We start from the raw sequence: 23,473 nt of genomic DNA, 5'->3' as shown, positions 1-23,473 counted from the left end.
GCGCGACAGCCTGCCGCTTGCAACTCGACAAGATACGACAAGACAAGCGCCCGCGTTCTGCTGCAGAACGCGGGCGCTTTATGTTTATGGTCACCGTCAGGGGCTAGCTGTTATGCATCACCTTCAGCACGGCTACGGTCATTTCTTCTGTCGTGTGGTCAGTATGAGAGATCGTGCAGGTCATTACGTCATACCCGTCATGAGGTTGAGCGGCTGCGGTGCTCCAGGTGGCGTTGCCCGTGTTGGCGGTGGTTACCTTGCCGTCCTCTCCCACGGTCAGGCCAATGGCGCTCAGCTTGCTCATATCGGTCAGGCTCGCCATGGTGCTGGCGTCGTTGCCGCTGACAAGAACCTCGGTATTGGTAATGTTGCTGTCGAGCTTGCCGTCTGCGCCAAACAGCTCGTCAAGGCTGCCGCCCTTGACCAGCAGCACATCCGTGCCCGTGCCGCCGTCAATGGTGTCGCCCTTGTGGAAGACCAGCACATCGTTGCCCGCCCCGCCGTACAGATTGTCGCCCGAGCCGGAGCTGCCGCCGCCGTCAAGGTAGTCGTTGCCTTCCTCGCCATACAGACGGTCGGTGTCAGCCCCGCCGTACAGGTGGTCGTTGCCCGCCCCGCCGTACAGATTGTTGTTGCCTGAGCCGCCAAAGAGGTAGTCGTCACCCGAGCCGCCAATGATGTGATCATTACCGGTCCCGCCAGCGAGATAGTTGTTGCCGCTGCCGCCGTAGATCACATTGTTGCCATCCCCGCCCACAAGCACGTTGTCGTAGGTTCCGCCAAGGTCGCCTGTGCTGGTGTAATGCTTGCCGTCAGTCGACACGCCGCTGCCCACCAGCATGTGGTTGGCGCTGTCGCTCAGAATGATGGAATGCCCCTGCTGCACGTCGACCACGGTGTGCACGCTGTCGGGGGTATCAATGTTTACATTGGAGCTGTTCTTGATGCTGTCGCCAGCCGCGGGATCGCCAACCCTGACGATCACATCGCCCTGAGCCGCGTTGTAGTCGGTGATGATGTCTGATCCGCTGCCGGGATGGAAGAGGAAGACATCAGCCCCGTCGCCGCCGGTAAGAATATCGTTGCCGCTGCCGCCCGCAAGCAGATCGTGACCGGCCCCGCCATCAAGCTTGTCGGCGCCGCCCTGGCCAAAGAGGATGTCGTCGCCGTTACCGCCGCTCAGCGTATCGTCGCCGCCGCGCGCGGTTTCACTCAGGCCGTACTTCATGCTGTGTTCGGTGAGCTCGTGGGCGATGGCCTCGCTTATGGCCGATTCGAGGGCGCTTCCTTTAAGGGTTGTGCCCTTCAGGGTTGTACCAAGCACATATTCGCGCACAATGTCCAGCGAGTCTCCTGAATGCAGACCGCTTCTGCCTGCGGACGTCCATGAGGTATCGTCAAGCAGCCAGTTGGCCGTAACGGCGTCGCCAAACACAATGTCGTTGCCGTCGCCGCCGGTCACGGAATCCTTGCCGACCGCCTGCAGGTTGACCAGGAGCTCGTCGGGCGTGCCCGCGTTCAGCGCCGCGGTGAGCTGTGCCGCATTGTTGATGATGCTTACCGCTCCGGCATTGCCCGTGTATGAAAACCAGTTTTCATACAGGCTGCCGGAAAAGTTTGTGGTCGTGCTGGTAACCACCCCGCCAGCTACCGGGGTGTTGTCAAAGTACTTCAGCACGGCAGCGTCAATGCCGCTGCCAATGCCGATGGCGTTGACCTGCACATGAGCGTCGACAAGCTTCTGGTACTGGGCCAGCGCCTCGGTAAATTCAGCCCGCGACATCTGCTGACCGGCATAGGGGTTATAGTCGTATCCAGACCCGTAGCCATAATCCACAGAGCCGGAATCGGTAGTACGCGCTGTGGGCACGCCGTCCGAAAGAAAATAGGCAAGCTTGGTGTTATTGTCGCCTGCTTTGCCGCCAAACCAGTCCACTGCGGCCTTAAAGGCGGCTTCATAGTTTGTGCCGCCATTGGCGCTGGCTGAGGCAAGCTTGTTGATGATGGCGTCAAGGTACGAACCGTCTGATTTCTTGGACGCTTCGAGCGCCTCAAGATTGATGGATACCGTGTCGCTGAAGCCGATAAGGTTGACGTTTACAATACCGGTGTGATCCTTGAACCCTGTCAAAAGGTTTGTCAGAGCGCTCTTGGCCAGGGCAAGCCGAGTGGTTCCGCTGATCGTGTCGCCCATGCTTCCTGACGTATCAAGGATGATGCATACATCGTAGTTGACCGGAGAAACCCCGTGCACAATAGAGGTGCTGGTACCGCCGGCGTCGCCCACCAGCACGTCGCTGCCGCTGCCGCCGCTGATGGTTGTATCGCCATTTTTTGCGTCAACGCTGTACTTGCCGTCATTGATGTTCACCTTCAACGTTGTGGTAGAGTACCCGCCGTGGCCGTCGGATATCCTGTAGTTAAAGGTATCCGTCAGGCTCGCTCCGTCCATGCCCTTGACGGCGGCATTGCTGTTGTCGAGGTTGTAGCTGTAGCTGCCGTCGGCATTGATGGTAATTGAACCGTACTGCCCGGCAACGGTGCTTCCCGCCGCTGTGGAGGTTGTGGCATCACTGCCCGCGCTTACCCCAACCACAGCGATGTGGTTGCCGTCGGCATCAAAATCGTTGGTCAGCACATTGCCGTGCACCACCGAATCGCCATGGTTGACCGTATCCGTATCCGCCATTGCAACCGGCGGCGTTGTTATGGTGGCGGGGGTGGTGGCGGCCGTGGTGACGTCGCCGTCGCCGTCCGTGACCGTAAAGTTTAGCAACGAAGCCCCGCTGGGAACTTCAAAGCCGTGCACCTGGTTAAAGGTCCAGGTTGCCTGACCGTTCACTACGCCGCTGAGCGTGGCAGTAAAGTAGGTGCTGCCGCCCACAGAACCAGTGACCGACTTGCCGTCGCTCGAGACGGCAAGCGTCATTATGGCCCCGCCAGCAAGCGTGACCTGTGAATGCCCGCTGTCAAAGGCTATGGAGGCGATGCCGTCGGCGCTCACGCCAGACACGGTGCCTGTTGCGGTTTCGAGAACCCCGGTTGAGGCTCCGCCAAACGTCACAGCCTGAATAGTAAAATCGCTGTTGTCCGAGGACGAGGTATTCTTGTCATCGAGCGCGGAAACAACAACCTTGTCGTATGCACCGCCGATTGCAGAACTGCTGAAGGTAAAGTTCTGCACTGCGGTGCTGGTATCAGTTGCAGCGGCCTTGATGGCATTGACAAGCACGCCGTTGCGGTAAAACGATATCAGGGCGACTTCATTTTCCCCAGCCTCCATGGCGCCGAGTGAAATGGAGAATGAAGAGGCCGTCTTACCGCTGGGCAGGTCAAAGACCACTGCTTCAGAAACGCCATAACCGCTTGTCTTGGCAAAATTTATTTCACCAAGGCGGTCGGTGGAGTTTCCTATTGATTCCCAGCCAAGATCCGTACGGGTATCAACTCCCGAATTTTTGTCCGTATCTACGCCAAGCCCGTCGTAGGTCATATTATAGGCATTGCCGCCGCTCATATTTTTTGAATACAGCGTGCCGCCGCTGACAATACTGCCGATGGCAGAAGTGCCGGCGTACGTAACAGTGGCGGAAGATACCGTGACCCCCTGCATGGCATCCTTTACATAGTCAGGAAAGTCATTGGCGCTGTTGATGTCGCCCTTGGGCATGGTATGTCCAATTTTGTTGTATCCATCCATTTCCGAGTAGACAAACCTGATGGGGATATCGCTGCCAATTGAAGTATTGGTTGTCGTGCTTGTGGTTGTAACGGCGGCCCTGGGAGCGTCGTCAAGCACGGTTATGCTGACGTTGCCGGTGCCGGTATCGCCGTCGCGGTCTGTGACCGTGACCGAAACCGTGTTGTTCAAGCTCGCATCATGGGTTGCCTTGTCGTGGCTCAGACTGCCCGCAAGCTTAAACGAGTAGCTCAACTCTCCCGTAGTCGCATTAAATCCGGTTACGGAAAGTTCCCCACCTGAAACCCTCGCCACAGCGCCGCTGACCAGCGCCCCGTTGCTGTACACAAGGGTGTCGCCGATCTTGATATTCGAAACACCGTCCTGCGCGGTAACCGTCACGGTTCCCGTCTGCACCAGTGCAGGGGCATCCGGGCTTGTGCCGCCAGGCAGGTCATTTTCATTCACCGTAACGCCGCTGTTGCCCACCAACACCGGGTGATCAAGCCTGAGATCGGTTGAGGTCGTGCTCCACTTGACGTCTTCAAAGTTGCCGCCCGTGACATTTGTGATCTGGGCGCTGACGGTAACCAGCGAGGGGTTGCTGGCCACCAGATTGCCGAGGTCGGCCGTGGTGGAGGTTTCCCCGCCCTTGATCATGGCCGTGTGCTCCACGCCGTTGACCGTATAGGTGATCTGCGTGTCGTGCTGCGGCGCGTGCTCAAGGCTGATGGTGGCCGTCACGCCGTTGTCGTGCTGCGCAAGGCCGATGCTCGCCGTGGTGGTGTCCACCGTATCCGCTATGTGGGCCGAGCCTTCCGCTCCGGTCACCACCTGGCTGTAACCGCCGCCGGTCACGCTCTTGACCGTGGCCGCAAGGTCGCTGGCGTCCTTGTACACGTCCTCGGCATTGGGGTTGGCGATGGTCAGCGTGCCCTTGCCGTCTGCGCCGATGGCGACGTCATAATCCTTGCCCGCAACCGTGATCACCGCCGTGGCCGTGGTGCCAGCCTGCGGCTTGTTGCTCAGCTCCACGTTGAAGGTCACGTCCTTCGTGCCTTCCACCGTGTCCACACCCGTGATGCTGGCCGTGGTCGGCACCGTCACCGGCGTAAAGCTGGCCGTGGTCGGGCTACCGTTGCTCACTGCCTCGAAATTGGCCGAATTGTTGTCCACTGCCGTGACAGCGGCCGTAACGTTGGTGGGCGTGCCGTAGGGGTTGCTGGCCACCAGATTGCCGAGGTCGGCCGTGGTGGAGGTCTCCCCGCCCTTGATCATGGCCGTGTGCTCCACGCCGTTGACCGTATAGGTGATCTGCGTGTCGTGCTGCGGCGCGTGCTCAAGGCTGATGGTGGCCGTCACGCCATTGTCGTGCTGCGCAAGGCCGATGCTCGCCGTGGTGGTGCCCACCGTATCCGCTATGTGGGCCGAGCCTTCCGCTCCGGTCACCACCTGGCTGTAACCGCCGCCGGTCACGCTCTTGACCGTGGCCGCAAGGTCGCTGGCGTCCTTGTACACGTCCTCGGCATTGGGGTTGGCGACGGTCAGCGCGCCCTTGCCGTCTGCGCCGATGGCAACGTCGTAATCCTTGCCCGCAACCGTGATCACCGCCGTGGCGCTGCCGCCCTTGGGCACGTTGCTCAGCGCCACGTTGAAGGTCACGTCCTTGGTGCCTTCCACCGTGTCCACACCCGTGATGCTGGCCGTGGTCGGCACCGTCACCGGCGTAAAGCTGGCCGTGGTCGGCGCGCCGTTGCTCACTGCCTCAAAGTTGGCCGAGCTGTTGTCCACTGCCGTGACCGCGGCCGTAAAGTTGGTAGGCGTGCCGTAGGGGTTGCTGGCCACCAGATTGCCGAGGTCGGCCGTGGTGGAGGTCTCCCCGCCCTTGATCATGGCCGTGTGCTCCACGCCGTTGACCGTATAGGTGATCTGCGTGTCGTGCTGCGGCGCGTGCTCAAGGCTGATGGTGGCCGTCACGCCGTTGTCGTGCTGCGCAAGACCGATGCTCGCCGTGGTGGTGCCCACCGTATCCGCTATGTGGGCCGAGCCTTCCGCTCCGGTCACAACCTGGCTGTAACCGCCGCCGGTCACGCTCTTGACCGTGGCCGCAAGGTCGCTGGCGTCCTTGTACACGTCCTCGGCATTGGGGTTGGCGATGGTCAGCGCGCCCTTGCCGTCTGCGCCGATGGCAACGTCGTAATCCTTGCCCGCAACCGTGATCACCGCCGTGGCGCTGCCGCCCTTGGGCACGTTGCTCAGCGCCACGTTGAAGGTCACGTCCTTGGTGCCTTCCACCGTGTCCACACCCGTGATGCTGGCCGTGGTCGGCACCGGCACGGGCGTAAAGCTGGCCGTGGTCGGGCTACCGTTGCTCACGTTTTCAAAGTTGGCCGAATTGTTGTCCACTGCCGTGACTGCGGCCGTAAAGTTGGTGGGCGTGCCGTAGGGGTTGCTGGCCACCAGATTGCCGAGGTCGGCCGTGGTGGAGGTCTCCCCGCCCTTGATCATGGCCGTGTGCTCCACGCCGTTGACCGTATAGGTGATCTGCGTGTCGTGCTGCGGCGCGTGCTCAAGGCTGATGGTGGCCGTCACGCCGTTGTCGTGCTGCGCAAGGCCGATGCTCGCCGTGGTGGTGCCCACCGTATCCGCTATGTGGGCCGAGCCTTCCGCTCCGGTCACCACCTGGCTGTAACCGCCGCCGGTCACGCTCTTGACCGTGGCCGCAAGGTCGCTGGCGTCCTTGTACACGTCCTCGGCATTGGGGTTGGCGATGGTCAGCGTGCCCTTGCCGTCTGCGCCGATGGCGACGTCATAATCCTTGCCCGCAACCGTGATCACCGCCGTGGCCGTGGTGCCAGCCTGCGGCTTGTTGCTCAGCTCCACGTTGAAGGTCACGTCCTTCGTGCCTTCCACCGTGTCCACACCCGTGATGCTGGCCGTGGTCGGCACCGTCACCGGCGTAAAGCTGGCCGTGGTCGGGCTACCGTTGCTCACTGCCTCGAAATTGGCCGAATTGTTGTCCACTGCCGTGACAGCGGCCGTAACGTTGGTGGGCGTGCCGTAGGGGTTGCTGGCCACCAGATTGCCGAGGTCGGCCGTGGTGGAGGTCTCCCCGCCCTTGATCATGGCCGTGTGCTCCACGCCGTTGACCGTATAGGTGATCTGCGTGTCGTGCTGCGGCGCGTGCTCAAGGCTGATGGTGGCCGTCACGCCATTGTCGTGCTGCGCAAGGCCGATGCTCGCCGTGGTGGTGCCCACCGTATCCGCTATGTGGGCCGAGCCTTCCGCTCCGGTCACCACCTGGCTGTAACCGCCGCCGGTCACGCTCTTGACCGTGGCCGCAAGGTCGCTGGCGTCCTTGTACACGTCCTCGGCATTGGGGTTGGCGACGGTCAGCGCGCCCTTGCCGTCTGCGCCGATGGCAACGTCGTAATCCTTGCCCGCAACCGTGATCACCGCCGTGGCGCTGCCGCCCTTGGGCACGTTGCTCAGCGCCACGTTGAAGGTCACGTCCTTGGTGCCTTCCACCGTGTCCACACCCGTGATGCTGGCCGTGGTCGGCACCGTCACCGGCGTAAAGCTGGCCGTGGTCGGCGCGCCGTTGCTCACTGCCTCAAAGTTGGCCGAATTGTTGTCCACTGCCGTGACCGCGGCCGTAAAGTTGGTAGGCGTGCCGTAGGGGTTGCTGGCCACCAGATTGCCGAGGTCGGCCGTGGTGGAGGTCTCCCCGCCCTTGATGGTGGCCGTGTGCTCCACGCCGTTGACCGTATAGGTGATCTGCGTGTCGTGCTGCGGCGCGTGCTCAAGGCTGATGGTGGCCGTCACGCCGTTGTCGTGCTGCGCAAGACCGATGCTCGCCGTGGTGGTGCCCACCGTATCCGCTATGTGGGCCGAGCCTTCCGCTCCGGTCACAACCTGGCTGTAACCGCCGCCGGTCACGCTCTTGACCGTGGCCGCAAGGTCGCTGGCGTCCTTGTACACGTCCTCGGCATTGGGGTTGGCGATGGTCAGCGCGCCCTTGCCGTCTGCGCCGATGGCAACGTCGTAATCCTTGCCCGCAACCGTGATCACCGCCGTGGCGCTGCCGCCCTTGGGCACGTTGCTCAGCGCCACGTTGAAGGTCACGTCCTTGGTGCCTTCCACCGTGTCCACACCCGTGATGCTGGCCGTGGTCGGCACCGGCACGGGCGTAAAGCTGGCCGTGGTCGGGCTACCGTTGCTCACGTTTTCAAAGTTGGCCGAATTGTTGTCCACTGCCGTGACTGCGGCCGTAAAGTTGGTGGGCGTGCCGTAGGGGTTGCTGGCCACCAGATTGCCGAGGTCGGCCGTGGTGGAGGTCTCCCCGCCCTTGATCATGGCCGTGTGCTCCACGCCGTTGACCGTATAGGTGATCTGCGTGTCGTGCTGCGGCGCGTGCTCAAGGCTGATGGTGGCCGTCACGCCGTTGTCGTGCTGCGCAAGGCCGATGCTCGCCGTGGTGGTGCCCACCGTATCCGCTATGTGGGCCGAGCCTTCCGCCCCGGTCACAACCTGGCTGTAACCGCCGCCGGTCACGCTCTTGACCGTGGCCGTCATGTCGCTGGCGTCCTTGTACACGTCCTCGGCATTGGGGTTGGCGATGGTCAGCGCGCCCTTGCCGTCTGCGCCGATGGCAACGTCGTAATCCTTGCCCGCAACCGTGATCACCGCCGTGGCCGTTGTGCCAGCCTGCGGCTTGTTGCTCAGCGCCACGTTGAAGGTCACGTCCTTGGTGCCTTCCACCGTGTCCACACCCGTGATGCTGGCCGTGGTCGGCACCGTCACCGGCGTAAAGCTGGCCGTGGTCGGCGCGCCGTTGCTCACGTTTTCAAAGTTGGCCGAATTGTTGTCCACTGCCGTGACAGCGGCCGTAACGTTGGTGGGCGTGCCGTAGGGGTTGCTGGCCACCAGATTGCCGAGGTCAGCCGTGGTGGAGGTTTCCCCGCCCTTGATCATGGCCGTGTGCTCCACGCCGTTGACCGTATAGGTGATCTGCGTGTCGTGCTGCGGCGCGTGCTCAAGGCTGATGGTGGCCGTCACGCCGTTGTCGTGCTGCGCAAGACCGATGCTCGCCGTGGTGGTGCCCACCGTATCCGCTATGTGGGCCGAGCCTTCCGCTCCGGTCACAACCTGGCTGTAACCGCCGCCGGTCACGCTCTTGACCGTGGCCGTCATGTCGCTGGCGTCCTTGTACACGTCCTCGGCATTGGGGTTGGCGACGGTCAGCGTGCCCTTGCCGTCTGCGCCGATGGCAACGTCGTAATCCTTGCCCGCCACCGTGATCACCGCCGTGGCCGTGGTGCCGGGCTGCGGCTTGTTGCTCAGCTCCACGTTGAAGGTCACGTCCTTGGTGCCTTCCACCGTGTCCACACCCGTGATGCTGGCCGTGGTCGGCACCGTCACGGGCGTAAAGCTGGCCGTGGTCGGCGCGCCGTTGCTCACTGCCTCAAAGTTGGCCGAATTGTTGTCCACTGCCGTGACAGCGGCCGTAAAGTTGGTGGGCGTGCCGTAGGGGTTGCTGGCCACCAGATTGCCGAGGTCGGCCGTGGTGGAGGTTTCCCCGCCCTTGATGGTGGCCGTGTGCTCCACGCCGTTGACCGTATAGGTGATCTGCGTGTCGTGCTGCGGCGCGTGCTCAAGGCTGATGGTGGCCGTCACGCCGTTGTCGTGCTGCGCAAGGCCGATGCTCGCCGTGGTGGTGCCCACCGTATCCGCTATGTGGGCCGAGCCTTCCGCTCCGGTCACAACCTGGCTGTAACCGCCGCCAGTCACGCTCTTGACCGTGGCCGCAAGGTCGCTGGCGTCCTTGTACACGTCCTCGGCATTGGGGTTGGCGATGGTCAGCGCGCCCTTGCCGTCAGCGCCGATGGCCACGTCGTAATCCTTGCCCGCAACCGTGATCACCGCCGTGGCCGTGGTGCCGGGCTGCGGCTTGTTGCTCAGCGCCACGTTGAAGGTCACGTCCGAGGTGCCTTCCACCGTGTCCACACCCGTGATGCTGGCCGTGGTCGGCACCGGCACTGGCGTAAAGCTGGCCGTGGTCGGCGCGCCGTTGCTCACTGCCTCGAAATTGGCCGAACTGTTGTCCACTGCCGTGACAGCGGCCGTAACGTTGGTAGGCGTGCCGTAGGGGTTGCTGGCCACCAGATTGCCGAGGTCGGCCGTGGTGGAGGTCTCCCCGCCCTTGATGGTGGCCGTGTGCTCCACGCCGTTGACCGTATAGGTGATCTGCGTGTCGTGCTGCGGCGCGTGCTCAAGGCTGATGGTGGCCGTCACGCCGTTGTCGTGCTGCGCAAGGCCGATGCTCGCCGTGGTGGTGTCCACCGTATCCGCTATGTGGGCCGAGCCTTCCGCTCCGGTCACCACCTGGCTGTAACCGCCGCCGGTCACGCTCTTGACCGTGGCCGCAAGGTCGCTGGCGTCCTTGTACACGTCCTCGGCATTGGGGTTGGCGATGGTCAGCGCGCCCTTGCCGTCAGCGCCGATGGCCACGTCGTAATCCTTGCCCGCCACCGTGATCACCGCCGTGGCCGTGGTGCCGGGCTGCGGCTTGTTGCTCAGCTCCACGTTGAAGGTCACGTCCTTGGTGCCTTCCACCGTGTCCACACCCGTGATGCTGGCCGTGGTCGGCACCGTCACAGGCGTAAAGCTGGCCGTGGTCGGGCTACCGTTGCTGACGTTTTCAAAGTTGGCCGAATTGTTGTCCACTGCCGTGACAGCGGCCGTAAAGTTGGTAGGCGTGCCGTAGGGGTTGCTGGCCACCAGATTGCCGAGGTCGGCCGTGGTGGAGGTTTCCCCGCCCTTGATCATGGCCGTGTGCTCCACGCCGTTGACCGTATAGGTGATCTGCGTGTCGTGCTGCGGCGCGTGCTCAAGGCTGATGGTGGCCGTCACGCCGTTGTCGTGCTGCGCAAGGCCGATGCTCGCCGTGGTGGTGCCCACCGTATCCGCTATGTGGGCCGAGCCTTCCGCTCCGGTCACCACCTGGCTGTAACCGCCGCCGGTCACGCTCTTGACCGTGGCCGCCAGGTCGCTGGCGTCCTTGTACACGTCCTCGGCATTGGGGTTGGCGATGGTCAGCGCGCCCTTGCCGTCTGCGCCGATGGCAACGTCGTAATCCTTGCCCGCAACCGTGATCACCGCCGTGGCGCTGCCGCCCTTGGGCACGTTGCTCAGCGCCACGTTGAAGGTCACGTCCTTGGTGCCTTCCACCGTGTCCACACCCGTGATGCTGGCCGTGGTCGGCACCGGCACTGGCGTAAAGCTGGCCGTGGTCGGCGCGCCGTTGCTCACTGCCTCGAAATTGGCCGAACTGTTGTCCACTGCCGTGACAGCGGCCGTAACGTTGGTAGGCGTGCCGTAGGGGTTGCTGGCCACCAGATTGCCGAGGTCGGCCGTGGTGGAGGTTTCCCCGCCCTTGATCATGGCCGTGTGCTCCACGCCGTTGACCGTATAGGTGATCTGCGTGTCGTGCTGCGGCGCGTGCTCAAGGCTGATGGTGGCCGTCACGCCGTTGTCGTGCTGCGCAAGGCCGATGCTCGCCGTGGTGGTGTCCACCGTATCCGCTATGTGGGCCGAGCCTTCCGCTCCGGTCACCACCTGGCTGTAACCGCCGCCGGTCACGCTCTTGACCGTGGCCGCAAGGTCGCTGGCGTCCTTGTACACGTCTTCGGTGTTGGGGTTGGCGATGGTCAGCGCGCCCTTGCCGTCTGCGCCGATGGCAACGTCGTAATCCTTGCCCGCCACCGTGATCACCGCCGTGGCGCTGCCGTCCTTGGGCACGTTGCTCAGCGCCACGTTGAAGGTCACGTCCGAGGTGCCTTCCACCGTGTCCACACCCGTGATGCTGGCCGTGGTCGGCACCGTCACCGGCGTAAAGCTGGCCGTGGTCGGCGCGCCGTTGCTCACTGCCTCAAAGTTGGCCGAATTGTTGTCCACTGCCGTGACAGCGGCCGTAAAGTTGGTAGGCGTGCCGTAGGGGTTGCTGGCCACCAGGTTGCCGAGGTCGGCCGTGGTGGAGGTCTCCCCGCCCTTGATCATGGCCGTGTGCTCCACGCCGTTGACCGTATAGGTGATCTGCGTGTCGTGCTGCGGCGCGTGCTCAAGGCTGATGGTGGCCGTCACGCCGTTGTCGTGCTGCGCAAGACCGATGCTCGCCGTGGTGGTGTCCACCGTATCCGCTATGTGGGCCGAGCCTTCCGCCCCGGTCACAACCTGGCTGTAACCGCCGCCGGTCACGCTCTTGACCGTGGCCGCAAGGTCGCTGGCGTCCTTGTACACGTCCTCGGCATTGGGGTTGGCGATGGTCAGCGCGCCCTTGCCGTCTGCGCCGATGGCAACGTCGTAGTCCTTGCCCGCCACCGTGATCACCGCCGTGGCGCTGCCGCCCTTGGGCACGTTGCTCAGCGCCACGTTGAAGGTCACGTCCTTGGTGCCTTCCACCGTGTCCACACCCGTGATGCTGGCCGTGGTCGGCACCGTCACCGGCGTAAAGCTGGCCGTGGTCGGCGCGCCGTTGCTCACGTTTTCAAAGTTGGCCGCGTTGTTGTCCACTGCCGTGACAGCGGCCGTAACGTTGGTGGGCGTGCCGTAGGGGTTGCTGGCCACCAGATTGCCGAGGTCGGCCGTGGTGGAGGTTTCCCCGCCCTTGATCATGGCCGTGTGCTCCACGCCGTTGACCGTATAGGTGATCTGCGTGTCGTGCTGCGGCGCGTGCTCAAGGCTGATGGTGGCCGTCACGCCGTTGTCGTGCTGCGCAAGGCCGATGCTCGCCGTGGTGGTGCCCACCGTATCCGCTATGTGGGCCGAGCCTTCCGCTCCGGTCACAACCTGGCTGTAACCGCCGCCGGTCACGCTCTTGACCGTGGCCGCAAGGTCGCTGGCGTCCTTGTACACGTCCTCGGCATTGGGGTTGGCGACGGTCAGCGTGCCCTTGCCGTCTGCGCCGATGGCGACGTTGTAATCCTTGCCCGCAACCGTGATCACCGCCGTGGCGCTGCCGCCCTTGGGCACGTTGCTCAGCGCCACGTTGAAGGTCACGTCCTTGGTGCCTTCCACCGTGTCCACACCCGTGATGCTGGCCGTGGTCGGCACCGTCACCGGCGTAAAGCTGGCCGTGGTCGGCGCGCCGTTGCTCACTGCCTCAAAGTTGGCCGCGTTGTTGTCCACTGCCGTGACAGCGGCCGTAAAGTTGGTAGGCGTGCCGTAGGGGTTGCTGGCCACCAGATTGCCGAGGTCAGCCGTGGTGGAGGTTTCCCCGCCCTTGATCATGGCCGTGTGCTCCACGCCGTTGACCGTATAGGTGATCTGCGTGTCGTGCTGCGGCGCGTGCTCAAGGCTGATGGTGGCCGTCACGCCGTTGTCGTGCTGCGCAAGACCGATGCTCGCCGTGGTGGTGCCCACCGTATCCGCTATGTGGGCCGAGCCTTCCGCACCGGTCACCACCTGGCTGTAACCGCCGCCGGTCACGCTCTTGACCGTGGCCGTCATGTCGCTGGCGTCCTTGTACACGTCCTCGGCATTGGGGTTGGCGATGGTCAGCGCGCCCTTGCCGTCAGCGCCGATGGCCACGTCGTAATCCTTGCCCGCAACCGTGATCACCGCCGTGGCCGTGGTGCCGGGCTGCGGCTTGTTGCTCAGCTCCACGTTGAAGGTCACGTCCTTGGTGCCTTCCACCGTGTTCACACCCGTGATGCTGGCCGTGGTCGGCACCGTCACCGGCGTAAAGCTGGCCGTGGTCGGGCTACCGTTGCTCACTGCCTCAAAGTTGGCCGAATTGTTGTCCACTGCCGTGACCGCGGCCGTAAAGCTGGTAGGCGTGCCGTAGGGGTTGCTGGCCACCAGATTGCCGAGGTCGGCCGTGGTGGAGGTCTCCCCGCCCTTGATGGTGGCCGTGTGCTCCACGCCGTTGACCGTATAGGTGATCTGCGTGTCGTGCTGCGGCGCGTGCTCAAGGCTGATGGTGGCCGTCACGCCGTTGTCGTGCTGCGCAAGGCCGATGCTCGCCGTGGTGGTGCCCACCGTATCCGCTATGTGGGCCGAGCCTTCCGCTCCGGTCACCACCTGGCTGTAACCGCCGCCGGTCACGCTCTTGACCGTGGCCGCAAGGTCGCTGGCGTCCTTGTACACGTCCTCGGCATTGGGGTTGGCGACGGTCAGCGCGCCCTTGCCGTCTGCGCCGATGGCAACGTCGTAATCCTTGCCCGCAACCGTGATCACCGCCGTGGCGCTGCCGCCCTTGGGCACGTTGCTCAGCGCCACGTTGAAGGTCACGTCCTTGGTGCCTTCCACCGTGTCCACACCCGTGATGCTGGCCGTGGTCGGCACCGTCACCGGCGTAAAGCTGGCCGTGGTCGGCGCGCCGTTGCTCACTGCCTCAAAGTTGGCCGAATTGTTGTCCACTGCCGTGACCGCGGCCGTAAAGTTGGTAGGCGTGCCGTAGGGGTTGCTGGCCACCAGATTGCCGAGGTCGGCCGTGGTGGAGGTCTCCCCGCCCTTGATGGTGGCCGTGTGCTCCACGCCGTTGACCGTATAGGTGATCTGCGTGTCGTGCTGCGGCGCGTGCTCAAGGCTGATGGTGGCCGTCACGCCGTTGTCGTGCTGCGCAAGACCGATGCTCGCCGTGGTGGTGCCCACCGTATCCGCTATGTGGGCCGAGCCTTCCGCTCCGGTCACAACCTGGCTGTAACCGCCGCCGGTCACGCTCTTGACCGTGGCCGCAAGGTCGCTGGCGTCCTTGTACACGTCCTCGGCATTGGGGTTGGCGATGGTCAGCGCGCCCTTGCCGTCTGCGCCGATGGCAACGTCGTAATCCTTGCCCGCAACCGTGATCACCGCCGTGGCGCTGCCGCCCTTGGGCACGTTGCTCAGCGCCACGTTGAAGGTCACGTCCTTGGTGCCTTCCACCGTGTCCACACCCGTGATGCTGGCCGTGGTCGGCACCGGCACGGGCGTAAAGCTGGCCGTGGTCGGGCTACCGTTGCTCACGTTTTCAAAGTTGGCCGAATTGTTGTCCACTGCCGTGACTGCGGCCGTAAAGTTGGTGGGCGTGCCGTAGGGGTTGCTGGCCACCAGATTGCCGAGGTCGGCCGTGGTGGAGGTCTCCCCGCCCTTGATCATGGCCGTGTGCTCCACGCCGTTGACCGTATAGGTGATCTGCGTGTCGTGCTGCGGCGCGTGCTCAAGGCTGATGGTGGCCGTCACGCCGTTGTCGTGCTGCGCAAGGCCGATGCTCGCCGTGGTGGTGCCCACCGTATCCGCTATGTGGGCCGAGCCTTCCGCTCCGGTCACCACCTGGCTGTAACCGCCGCCAGTCACGCTCTTGACCGTGGCCGCAAGGTCGCTGGCGTCCTTGTACACGTCCTCGGCATTGGGGTTGGCGATGGTCAGCGCGCCCTTGCCGTCTGCGCCGATGGCGACGTCGTAATCCTTGCCCGCAACCGTGATCACCGCCGTGGCCGTGGTGCCGGGCTGCGGCTTGTTGCTCAGCGCCACGTTGAAGGTCACGTCCGAGGTGCCTTCCACCGTGTCCACACCCGTGATGCTGGCCGTGGTCGGCACCGGCACTGGCGTAAAGCTGGCCGTGGTCGGCGCGCCGTTGCTCACTGCCTCGAAATTGGCCGAACTGTTGTCCACTGCCGTGACAGCGGCCGTAACGTTGGTAGGCGTGCCGTAGGGGTTGCTGGCCACCAGATTGCCGAGGTCGGCCGTGGTGGAGGTCTCCCCGCCCTTGATGGTGGCCGTGTGCTCCACGCCGTTGACCGTATAGGTGATCTGCGTGTCGTGCTGCGGCGCGTGCTCAAGGCTGATGGTGGCCGTCACGCCGTTGTCGTGCTGCGCAAGGCCGATGCTCGCCGTGGTGGTGTCCACCGTATCCGCTATGTGGGCCGAGCCTTCCGCTCCGGTCACCACCTGGCTGTAACCGCCGCCGGTCACGCTCTTGACCGTGGCCGCAAGGTCGCTGGCGTCCTTGTACACGTCCTCGGCATTGGGGTTGGCGATGGTCAGCGCGCCCTTGCCGTCAGCGCCGATGGCCACGTCGTAATCCTTGCCCGCCACCGTGATCACCGCCGTGGCCGTGGTGCCGGGCTGCGGCTTGTTGCTCAGCTCCACGTTGAAGGTCACGTCCGAGGTGCCTTCCACCGTGTCCACACCCGTGATGCTGGCCGTGGTCGGCACCGTCACCGGCGTAAAGCTGGCCGTGGTCGGGCTACCGTTGCTCACTGCCTCAAAGTTGGCCGCGTTGTTGTCCACTGCCGTGACCGCGGCCGTAAAGCTGGTAGGCGTGCCGTAGGGGTTGCTGGCCACCAGATTGCCGAGGTCAGCCGTGGTGGAGGTTTCCCCGCCCTTGATCATGGCCGTGTGCTCCACGCCGTTGACCGTATAGGTGATCTGCGTGTCGTGCTGCGGCGCGTGCTCAAGGCTGATGGTGGCCGTCACGCCGTTGTCGTGCTGCGCAAGACCGATGCTCGCCGTGGTGGTGCCCACCGTATCCGCTATGTGGGCCGAGCCTTCCGCACCGGTCACCACCTGGCTGTAACCGCCGCCGGTCACGCTCTTGACCGTGGCCGTCATGTCGCTGGCGTCCTTGTACACGTCCTCGGCATTGGGGTTGGCGATGGTCAGCGCGCCCTTGCCGTCAGCGCCGATGGCCACGTCGTAATCCTTGCCCGCAACCGTGATCACCGCCGTGGCCGTGGTGCCGGGCTGCGGCTTGTTGCTCAGCTCCACGTTGAAGGTCACGTCCTTGGTGCCTTCCACCGTGTTCACACCCGTGATGCTGGCCGTGGTCGGCACCGTCACCGGCGTAAAGCTGGCCGTGGTCGGGCTACCGTTGCTCACTGCCTCAAAGTTGGCCGAATTGTTGTCCACTGCCGTGACAGCGGCCGTAACGTTGGTGGGCGTGCCGTAGGGGTTGCTGGCCACCAGATTGCCGAGGTCGGCCGTGGTGGAGGTTTCCCCGCCCTTGATGGTGGCCGTGTGCTCCACGCCGTTGACCGTATAGGTGATCTGCGTGTCGTGCTGCGGCGCGTGCTCAAGGCTGATGGTGGCCGTCACGCCGTTGTCGTGCTGCGCAAGGCCGATGCTCGCCGTGGTGGTGCCCACCGTATCCGCTATGTGGGCCGAGCCTTCCGCCCCGGTCACAACCTGGCTGTAACCGCCGCCGGTCACGCTCTTGACCGTGGCCGTCATGTCGCTGGCGTCCTTGTACACGTCCTCGGCATTGGGGTTGGCGATGGTCAGCGCGCCCTTGCCGTCTGCGCCGATGGCAACGTCGTAATCCTTGCCCGCAACCGTGATCACCGCCGTGGCCGTTGTGCCAGCCTGCGGCTTGTTGCTCAGCGCCACGTTGAAGGTCACGTCCTTGGTGCCTTCCACCGTGTCCACACCCGTGATGCTGGCCGTGGTCGGCACCGTCACCGGCGTAAAGCTGGCCGTGGTCGGCGCGCCGTTGCTCACGTTTTCAAAGTTGGCCGAATTGTTGTCCACTGCCGTGACAGCGGCCGTAACGTTGGTGGGCGTGCCGTAGGGGTTGCTGGCCACCAGATTGCCGAGGTCAGCCGTGGTGGAGGTTTCCCCGCCCTTGATCATGGCCGTGTGCTCCACGCCGTTGACCGTATAGGTGATCTGCGTGTCGTGCTGCGGCGCGTGCTCAAGGCTGATGGTGGCCGTCACGCCGTTGTCGTGCTGCGCAAGACCGATGCTCGCCGTGGTGGTGCCCACCGTATCCGCTATGTGGGCCGAGCCTTCCGCTCCGGTCACAACCTGGCTGTAACCGCCGCCGGTCACGCTCTTGACCGTGGCCGTCATGTCGCTGGCGTCCTTGTACACGTCCTCGGCATTGGGGTTGGCGACGGTCAGCGTGCCCTTGCCGTCTGCGCCGATGGCAACGTCGTAATCCTTGCCCGCCACCGTGATCACCGCCGTGGCCGTGGTGCCGGGCTGCGGCTTGTTGCTCAGCTCCACGTTGAAGGTCACGTCCTTGGTGCCTTCCACCGTGTCCACACCCGTGATGCTGGCCGTGGTCGGCACCGTCACGGGCGTAAAGCTGGCCGTGGTCGGCGCGCCGTTGCTCACTGCCTCAAAGTTGGCCGAATTGTTGTCCACTGCCGTGACAGCGGCCGTAAAGTTGGTGGGCGTGCCGTAGGGGTTGCTGGCCACCAGATTGCCGAGGTCGGCCGTGGTGGAGGTTTCCCCGCCCTTGATGGTGGCCGTGTGCTCCACGCCGTTGACCGTATAGGTGATCTGCGTGTCGTGCTGCGGCGCGTGCTCAAGGCTGATGGTGGCCGTCACGCCGTTGTCGTGCTGCGCAAGGCCGATGCTCGCCGTGGTGGTGCCCACCGTATCCGCTATGTGGGCCGAGCCTTCCGCTCCGGTCACAACCTGGCTGTAACCGCCGCCAGTCACGCTCTTGACCGTGGCCGCAAGGTCGCTGGCGTCCTTGTACACGTCCTCGGCATTGGGGTTGGCGATGGTCAGCGCGCCCTTGCCGTCAGCGCCGATGGCCACGTCGTAATCCTTGCCCGCAACCGTGATCACCGCCGTGGCCGTGGTGCCGGGCTGCGGCTTGTTGCTCAGCGCCACGTTGAAGGTCACGTCCGAGGTGCCTTCCACCGTGTCCACACCCGTGATGCTGGCCGTGGTCGGCACCGGCACTGGCGTAAAGCTGGCCGTGGTCGGCGCGCCGTTGCTCACTGCCTCGAAATTGGCCGAACTGTTGTCCACTGCCGTGACAGCGGCCGTAACGTTGGTAGGCGTGCCGTAGGGGTTGCTGGCCACCAGATTGCCGAGGTCGGCCGTGGTGGAGGTCTCCCCGCCCTTGATGGTGGCCGTGTGCTCCACGCCGTTGACCGTATAGGTGATCTGCGTGTCGTGCTGCGGCGCGTGCTCAAGGCTGATGGTGGCCGTCACGCCGTTGTCGTGCTGCGCAAGGCCGATGCTCGCCGTGGTGGTGTCCACCGTATCCGCTATGTGGGCCGAGCCTTCCGCTCCGGTCACCACCTGGCTGTAACCGCCGCCGGTCACGCTCTTGACCGTGGCCGCAAGGTCGCTGGCGTCCTTGTACACGTCCTCGGCATTGGGGTTGGCGATGGTCAGCGCGCCCTTGCCGTCAGCGCCGATGGCCACGTCGTAATCCTTGCCCGCCACCGTGATCACCGCCGTGGCCGTGGTGCCGGGCTGCGGCTTGTTGCTCAGCTCCACGTTGAAGGTCACGTCCTTGGTGCCTTCCACCGTGTCCACACCCGTGATGCTGGCCGTGGTCGGCACCGTCACAGGCGTAAAGCTGGCCGTGGTCGGGCTACCGTTGCTGACGTTTTCAAAGTTGGCCGAATTGTTGTCCACTGCCGTGACAGCGGCCGTAAAGTTGGTAGGCGTGCCGTAGGGGTTGCTGGCCACCAGATTGCCGAGGTCGGCCGTGGTGGAGGTTTCCCCGCCCTTGATCATGGCCGTGTGCTCCACGCCGTTGACCGTATAGGTGATCTGCGTGTCGTGCTGCGGCGCGTGCTCAAGGCTGATGGTGGCCGTCACGCCGTTGTCGTGCTGCGCAAGGCCGATGCTCGCCGTGGTGGTGCCCACCGTATCCGCTATGTGGGCCGAGCCTTCCGCTCCGGTCACCACCTGGCTGTAACCGCCGCCGGTCACGCTCTTGACCGTGGCCGCCAGGTCGCTGGCGTCCTTGTACACGTCCTCGGCATTGGGGTTGGCGATGGTCAGCGCGCCCTTGCCGTCTGCGCCGATGGCAACGTCGTAATCCTTGCCCGCAACCGTGATCACCGCCGTGGCGCTGCCGCCCTTGGGCACGTTGCTCAGCGCCACGTTGAAGGTCACGTCCTTGGTGCCTTCCACCGTGTCCACACCCGTGATGCTGGCCGTGGTCGGCACCGGCACTGGCGTAAAGCTGGCCGTGGTCGGCGCGCCGTTGCTCACTGCCTCGAAATTGGCCGAACTGTTGTCCACTGCCGTGACAGCGGCCGTAACGTTGGTAGGCGTGCCGTAGGGGTTGCTGGCCACCAGATTGCCGAGGTCGGCCGTGGTGGAGGTTTCCCCGCCCTTGATCATGGCCGTGTGCTCCACGCCGTTGACCGTATAGGTGATCTGCGTGTCGTGCTGCGGCGCGTGCTCAAGGCTGATGGTGGCCGTCACGCCGTTGTCGTGCTGCGCAAGGCCGATGCTCGCCGTGGTGGTGTCCACCGTATCCGCTATGTGGGCCGAGCCTTCCGCTCCGGTCACCACCTGGCTGTAACCGCCGCCGGTCACGCTCTTGACCGTGGCCGCAAGGTCGCTGGCGTCCTTGTACACGTCTTCGGTGTTGGGGTTGGCGATGGTCAGCGCGCCCTTGCCGTCTGCGCCGATGGCAACGTCGTAATCCTTGCCCGCAACCGTGATCACCGCCGTGGCCGTTGTGCCAGCCTGCGGCTTGTTGCTCAGCGCCACGTTGAAGGTCACGTCCTTGGTGCCTTCCACCGTGTCCACACCCGTGATGCTGGCCGTGGTCGGCACCGTCACCGGCGTAAAGCTGGCCGTGGTCGGCGCGCCGTTGCTCACGTTTTCAAAGTTGGCCGAATTGTTGTCCACTGCCGTGACAGCGGCCGTAACGTTGGTGGGCGTGCCGTAGGGGTTGCTGGCCACCAGATTGCCGAGGTCAGCCGTGGTGGAGGTTTCCCCGCCCTTGATCATGGCCGTGTGCTCCACGCCGTTGACCGTATAGGTGATCTGCGTGTCGTGCTGCGGCGCGTGCTCAAGGCTGATGGTGGCCGTCACGCCGTTGTCGTGCTGCGCAAGACCGATGCTCGCCGTGGTGGTGCCCACCGTATCCGCTATGTGGGCCGAGCCTTCCGCTCCGGTCACAACCTGGCTGTAACCGCCGCCGGTCACGCTCTTGACCGTGGCCGTCATGTCGCTGGCGTCCTTGTACACGTCCTCGGCATTGGGGTTGGCGACGGTCAGCGTGCCCTTGCCGTCTGCGCCGATGGCAACGTCGTAATCCTTGCCCGCCACCGTGATCACCGCCGTGGCGCTGCCGCCCTTGGGCACGTTGCTCAGCGCCACGTTGAAGGTCACGTCCTTGGTGCCTTCCACCGTGTCCACACCCGTGATGCTGGCCGTGGTCGGCACCGTCACCGGCGTAAAGCTGGCCGTGGTCGGCGCGCCGTTGCTCACGTTTTCAAAGTTGGCCGCGTTGTTGTCCACTGCCGTGACAGCGGCCGTAACGTTGGTGGGCGTGCCGTAGGGGTTGCTGGCCACCAGATTGCCGAGGTCGGCCGTGGTGGAGGTTTCCCCGCCCTTGATCATGGCCGTGTGCTCCACGCCGTTGACCGTATAGGTGATCTGCGTGTCGTGCTGCGGCGCGTGCTCAAGGCTGATGGTGGCCGTCACGCCGTTGTCGTGCTGCGCAAGGCCGATGCTCGCCGTGGTGGTGCCCACCGTATCCGCTATGTGGGCCGAGCCTTCCGCTCCGGTCACAACCTGGCTGTAACCGCCGCCAGTCACGCTCTTGACCGTGGCCGCAAGGTCGCTGGCGTCCTTGTACACGTCCTCGGCATTGGGGTTGGCGATGGTCAGCGCGCCCTTGCCGTCAGCGCCGATGGCCACGTCGTAATCCTTGCCCGCAACCGTGATCACCGCCGTGGCCGTGGTGCCGGGCTGCGGCTTGTTGCTCAGCGCCACGTTGAAGGTCACGTCCGAGGTGCCTTCCACCGTGTCCACACCCGTGATGCTGGCCGTGGTCGGCACCGGCACTGGCGTAAAGCTGGCCGTGGTCGGCGCGCCGTTGCTCACTGCCTCGAAATTGGCCGAACTGTTGTTTACGGATGTGACCTCGGCCGTCAGGCTGGTGGGCGTGCCGTAGGGGTTGCTGACCACCAGGTTGCCCAAACTGGCCGTGGTGGAGGTCTCCCCGCCCTTGATCACTGTGGCGTGCTGCACGCCATTGACAGTATACGTGACCAGCGTATCGGCCTGGGGCGCGTGGTCGAGGCTGATGATGGCCTTGACCGCATTGCCCGTCTGCGCGAGGTCGATATGGGCCGTGGTGGTGTCCACTGTATCGGCTATGTGGGCGGTGCCCTGCGCCCCGGTCAGCACCTGGCTGTAACCGCCGCCGCTGATGCTCTTGACCGTGGCCGTCAGGCCGCTGGCGTCCTTGTACACGTCCTCGGTATTGGGGTTGGCAACCTGCAAAGAACCCTTGCCGTCAGCGCCGATGGCAACGTTGTAGTCCTGCCCGTTGAACGTGACCACGACTGCCGCTGTCGTTCCGGTCTGGGGCGGATTGCTGAGTGCCACGTTAAAGGTGACCTTGCCAGATGCTTCATCGGTATCAACGCCAGTTATGGTTGCTCTGGTGACCGTGGGCACAGGCGTAAAGCTGGCCGTGGTCGGCGTGCCGTTGCCGACGTTTTCAAAGTTGGCCGAGCTGTTGTTTACGGACGTGACCTCGGCCGTCAGGCTGGTGGGCGTGCCGTAGGGATTGCTGCCCACCAGGTTGCCCAAACTGGCCGTGGTGGAGGTCTCCCCGCCCTTGATAACCGCGGCATGCTGCACGCCATTGACCGTATACGTGACCAGCGTATCGGCCTGGGGCGCGTGGTCGAGGCTGATGATGGCCTTGACCGCATTGCCCGTCTGCGTAAGGTCGATATGGGCCGTGGTGGTGTCCACCGTGTCAGCAATATATGCCGGGGAGGTTGAACCTGCGATCACCTGACTATAGCCGCCGCCGGAGATGCTCTTGAAGGTGGCTGTCAGCGAGCTGGCGTCCTTGTACACGTCTTCGGTGTTGGGGTTGGCGATGGTCAGCGTGCCCTTGCCGTCTGCGCCGATGGCAACGTCGTAGTCCTTGCCCGCAACCGTGATCACCGCCGTGGCGCTGCCCACAGGGGGTTTGCTCAATGCCACATTAAAGACAACGCCGCTGCTGCCTTCCGTAGTTGCTTCACCGCTAATATTGAAAAGCGTCGCCGGGGCGCTCTGCCCCACGGCAGCGGCCGCAACAACAGCCCTGGGCTGCAGGCCCAAAGACGGAAACGTCACCTCGCTCTGCGATGCGCTGTCAAATTGGAGATCAACGCCGCCAAGCGCTCCAACTCCGTTCCCGATATTAAGCTCGGAATACTCCTGATACCCGCCGCCACGCGCAACACTCGAAGGGCCAGCCGCAGGGACGATATCTGGCCCAAAGACGTCAAAAAATTCCGTTCCGGCGATCAGCTGCCCGTCAACTTCAAACGAGGGCACATCGTCCTTGTGGTACTGCGTATAAAAATTCTGCAGTTCAATGGACCCGCCGTCGTCAAAGCGAAAAAAAAGACTGTCCGAATCTTGCGGGCGCTCGATGCTGATCTGGTCAGTAGGAAAATCAAGAACCATGCGGGCATCGCGTGCACTGAGAATAACAACATTCTGCCCAGCTGCAGGACGGGTAAGCTTGATGTCTGCCATGGAAATACCTTTTTAGAGAGGCGCAACAAGACGCCTCTGTTATACACGCAAAACGACATGAACCGCGAATACGGCGCATGCGCGTTCTGCGAAAAAAGGCGCATAACGCGCCGCAATGACAAGGAATAAAAGAAGGGGATACCCTTCGCGAATAAAAAGAAATTATCAACGGCGGAGAAACCCGCCGGAAGTTCTTTTTATCGATGCGCACTGGCCTAGAACAGCTTTGTGCGCACAAATTTGACGAATTCAGGGATGTCTACGATCGGCATCCGCCACAGGCTGGTACGAAAATGCATCCCGCACGCCATAAACCTGCTTCTGGCACAAGCAATG

1 protein-coding gene is annotated in these 23,473 nt (G+C 63.8%); it reads right to left on the bottom strand.

Annotated features, from left to right (window positions below):
• Positions 1-103: 103 nt before the first annotated feature.
• Entirely contained in the window at positions 104-23,137 is a 23,034-nt protein-coding gene (locus DDIC_RS01220) for a VWA domain-containing protein (RefSeq protein WP_136398761.1), read from the bottom strand.
• Positions 23,138-23,473 lie beyond the last annotated feature (336 nt).

The organism is Desulfovibrio desulfuricans, from assembly GCF_004801255.1.
Classification (GTDB): Bacteria; Desulfobacterota; Desulfovibrionia; order Desulfovibrionales; family Desulfovibrionaceae; genus Desulfovibrio; species Desulfovibrio desulfuricans_C.
Note: the sequence above shows the minus strand (reverse complement) of the source record. Positions and strands in the feature narration are given on the sequence as shown.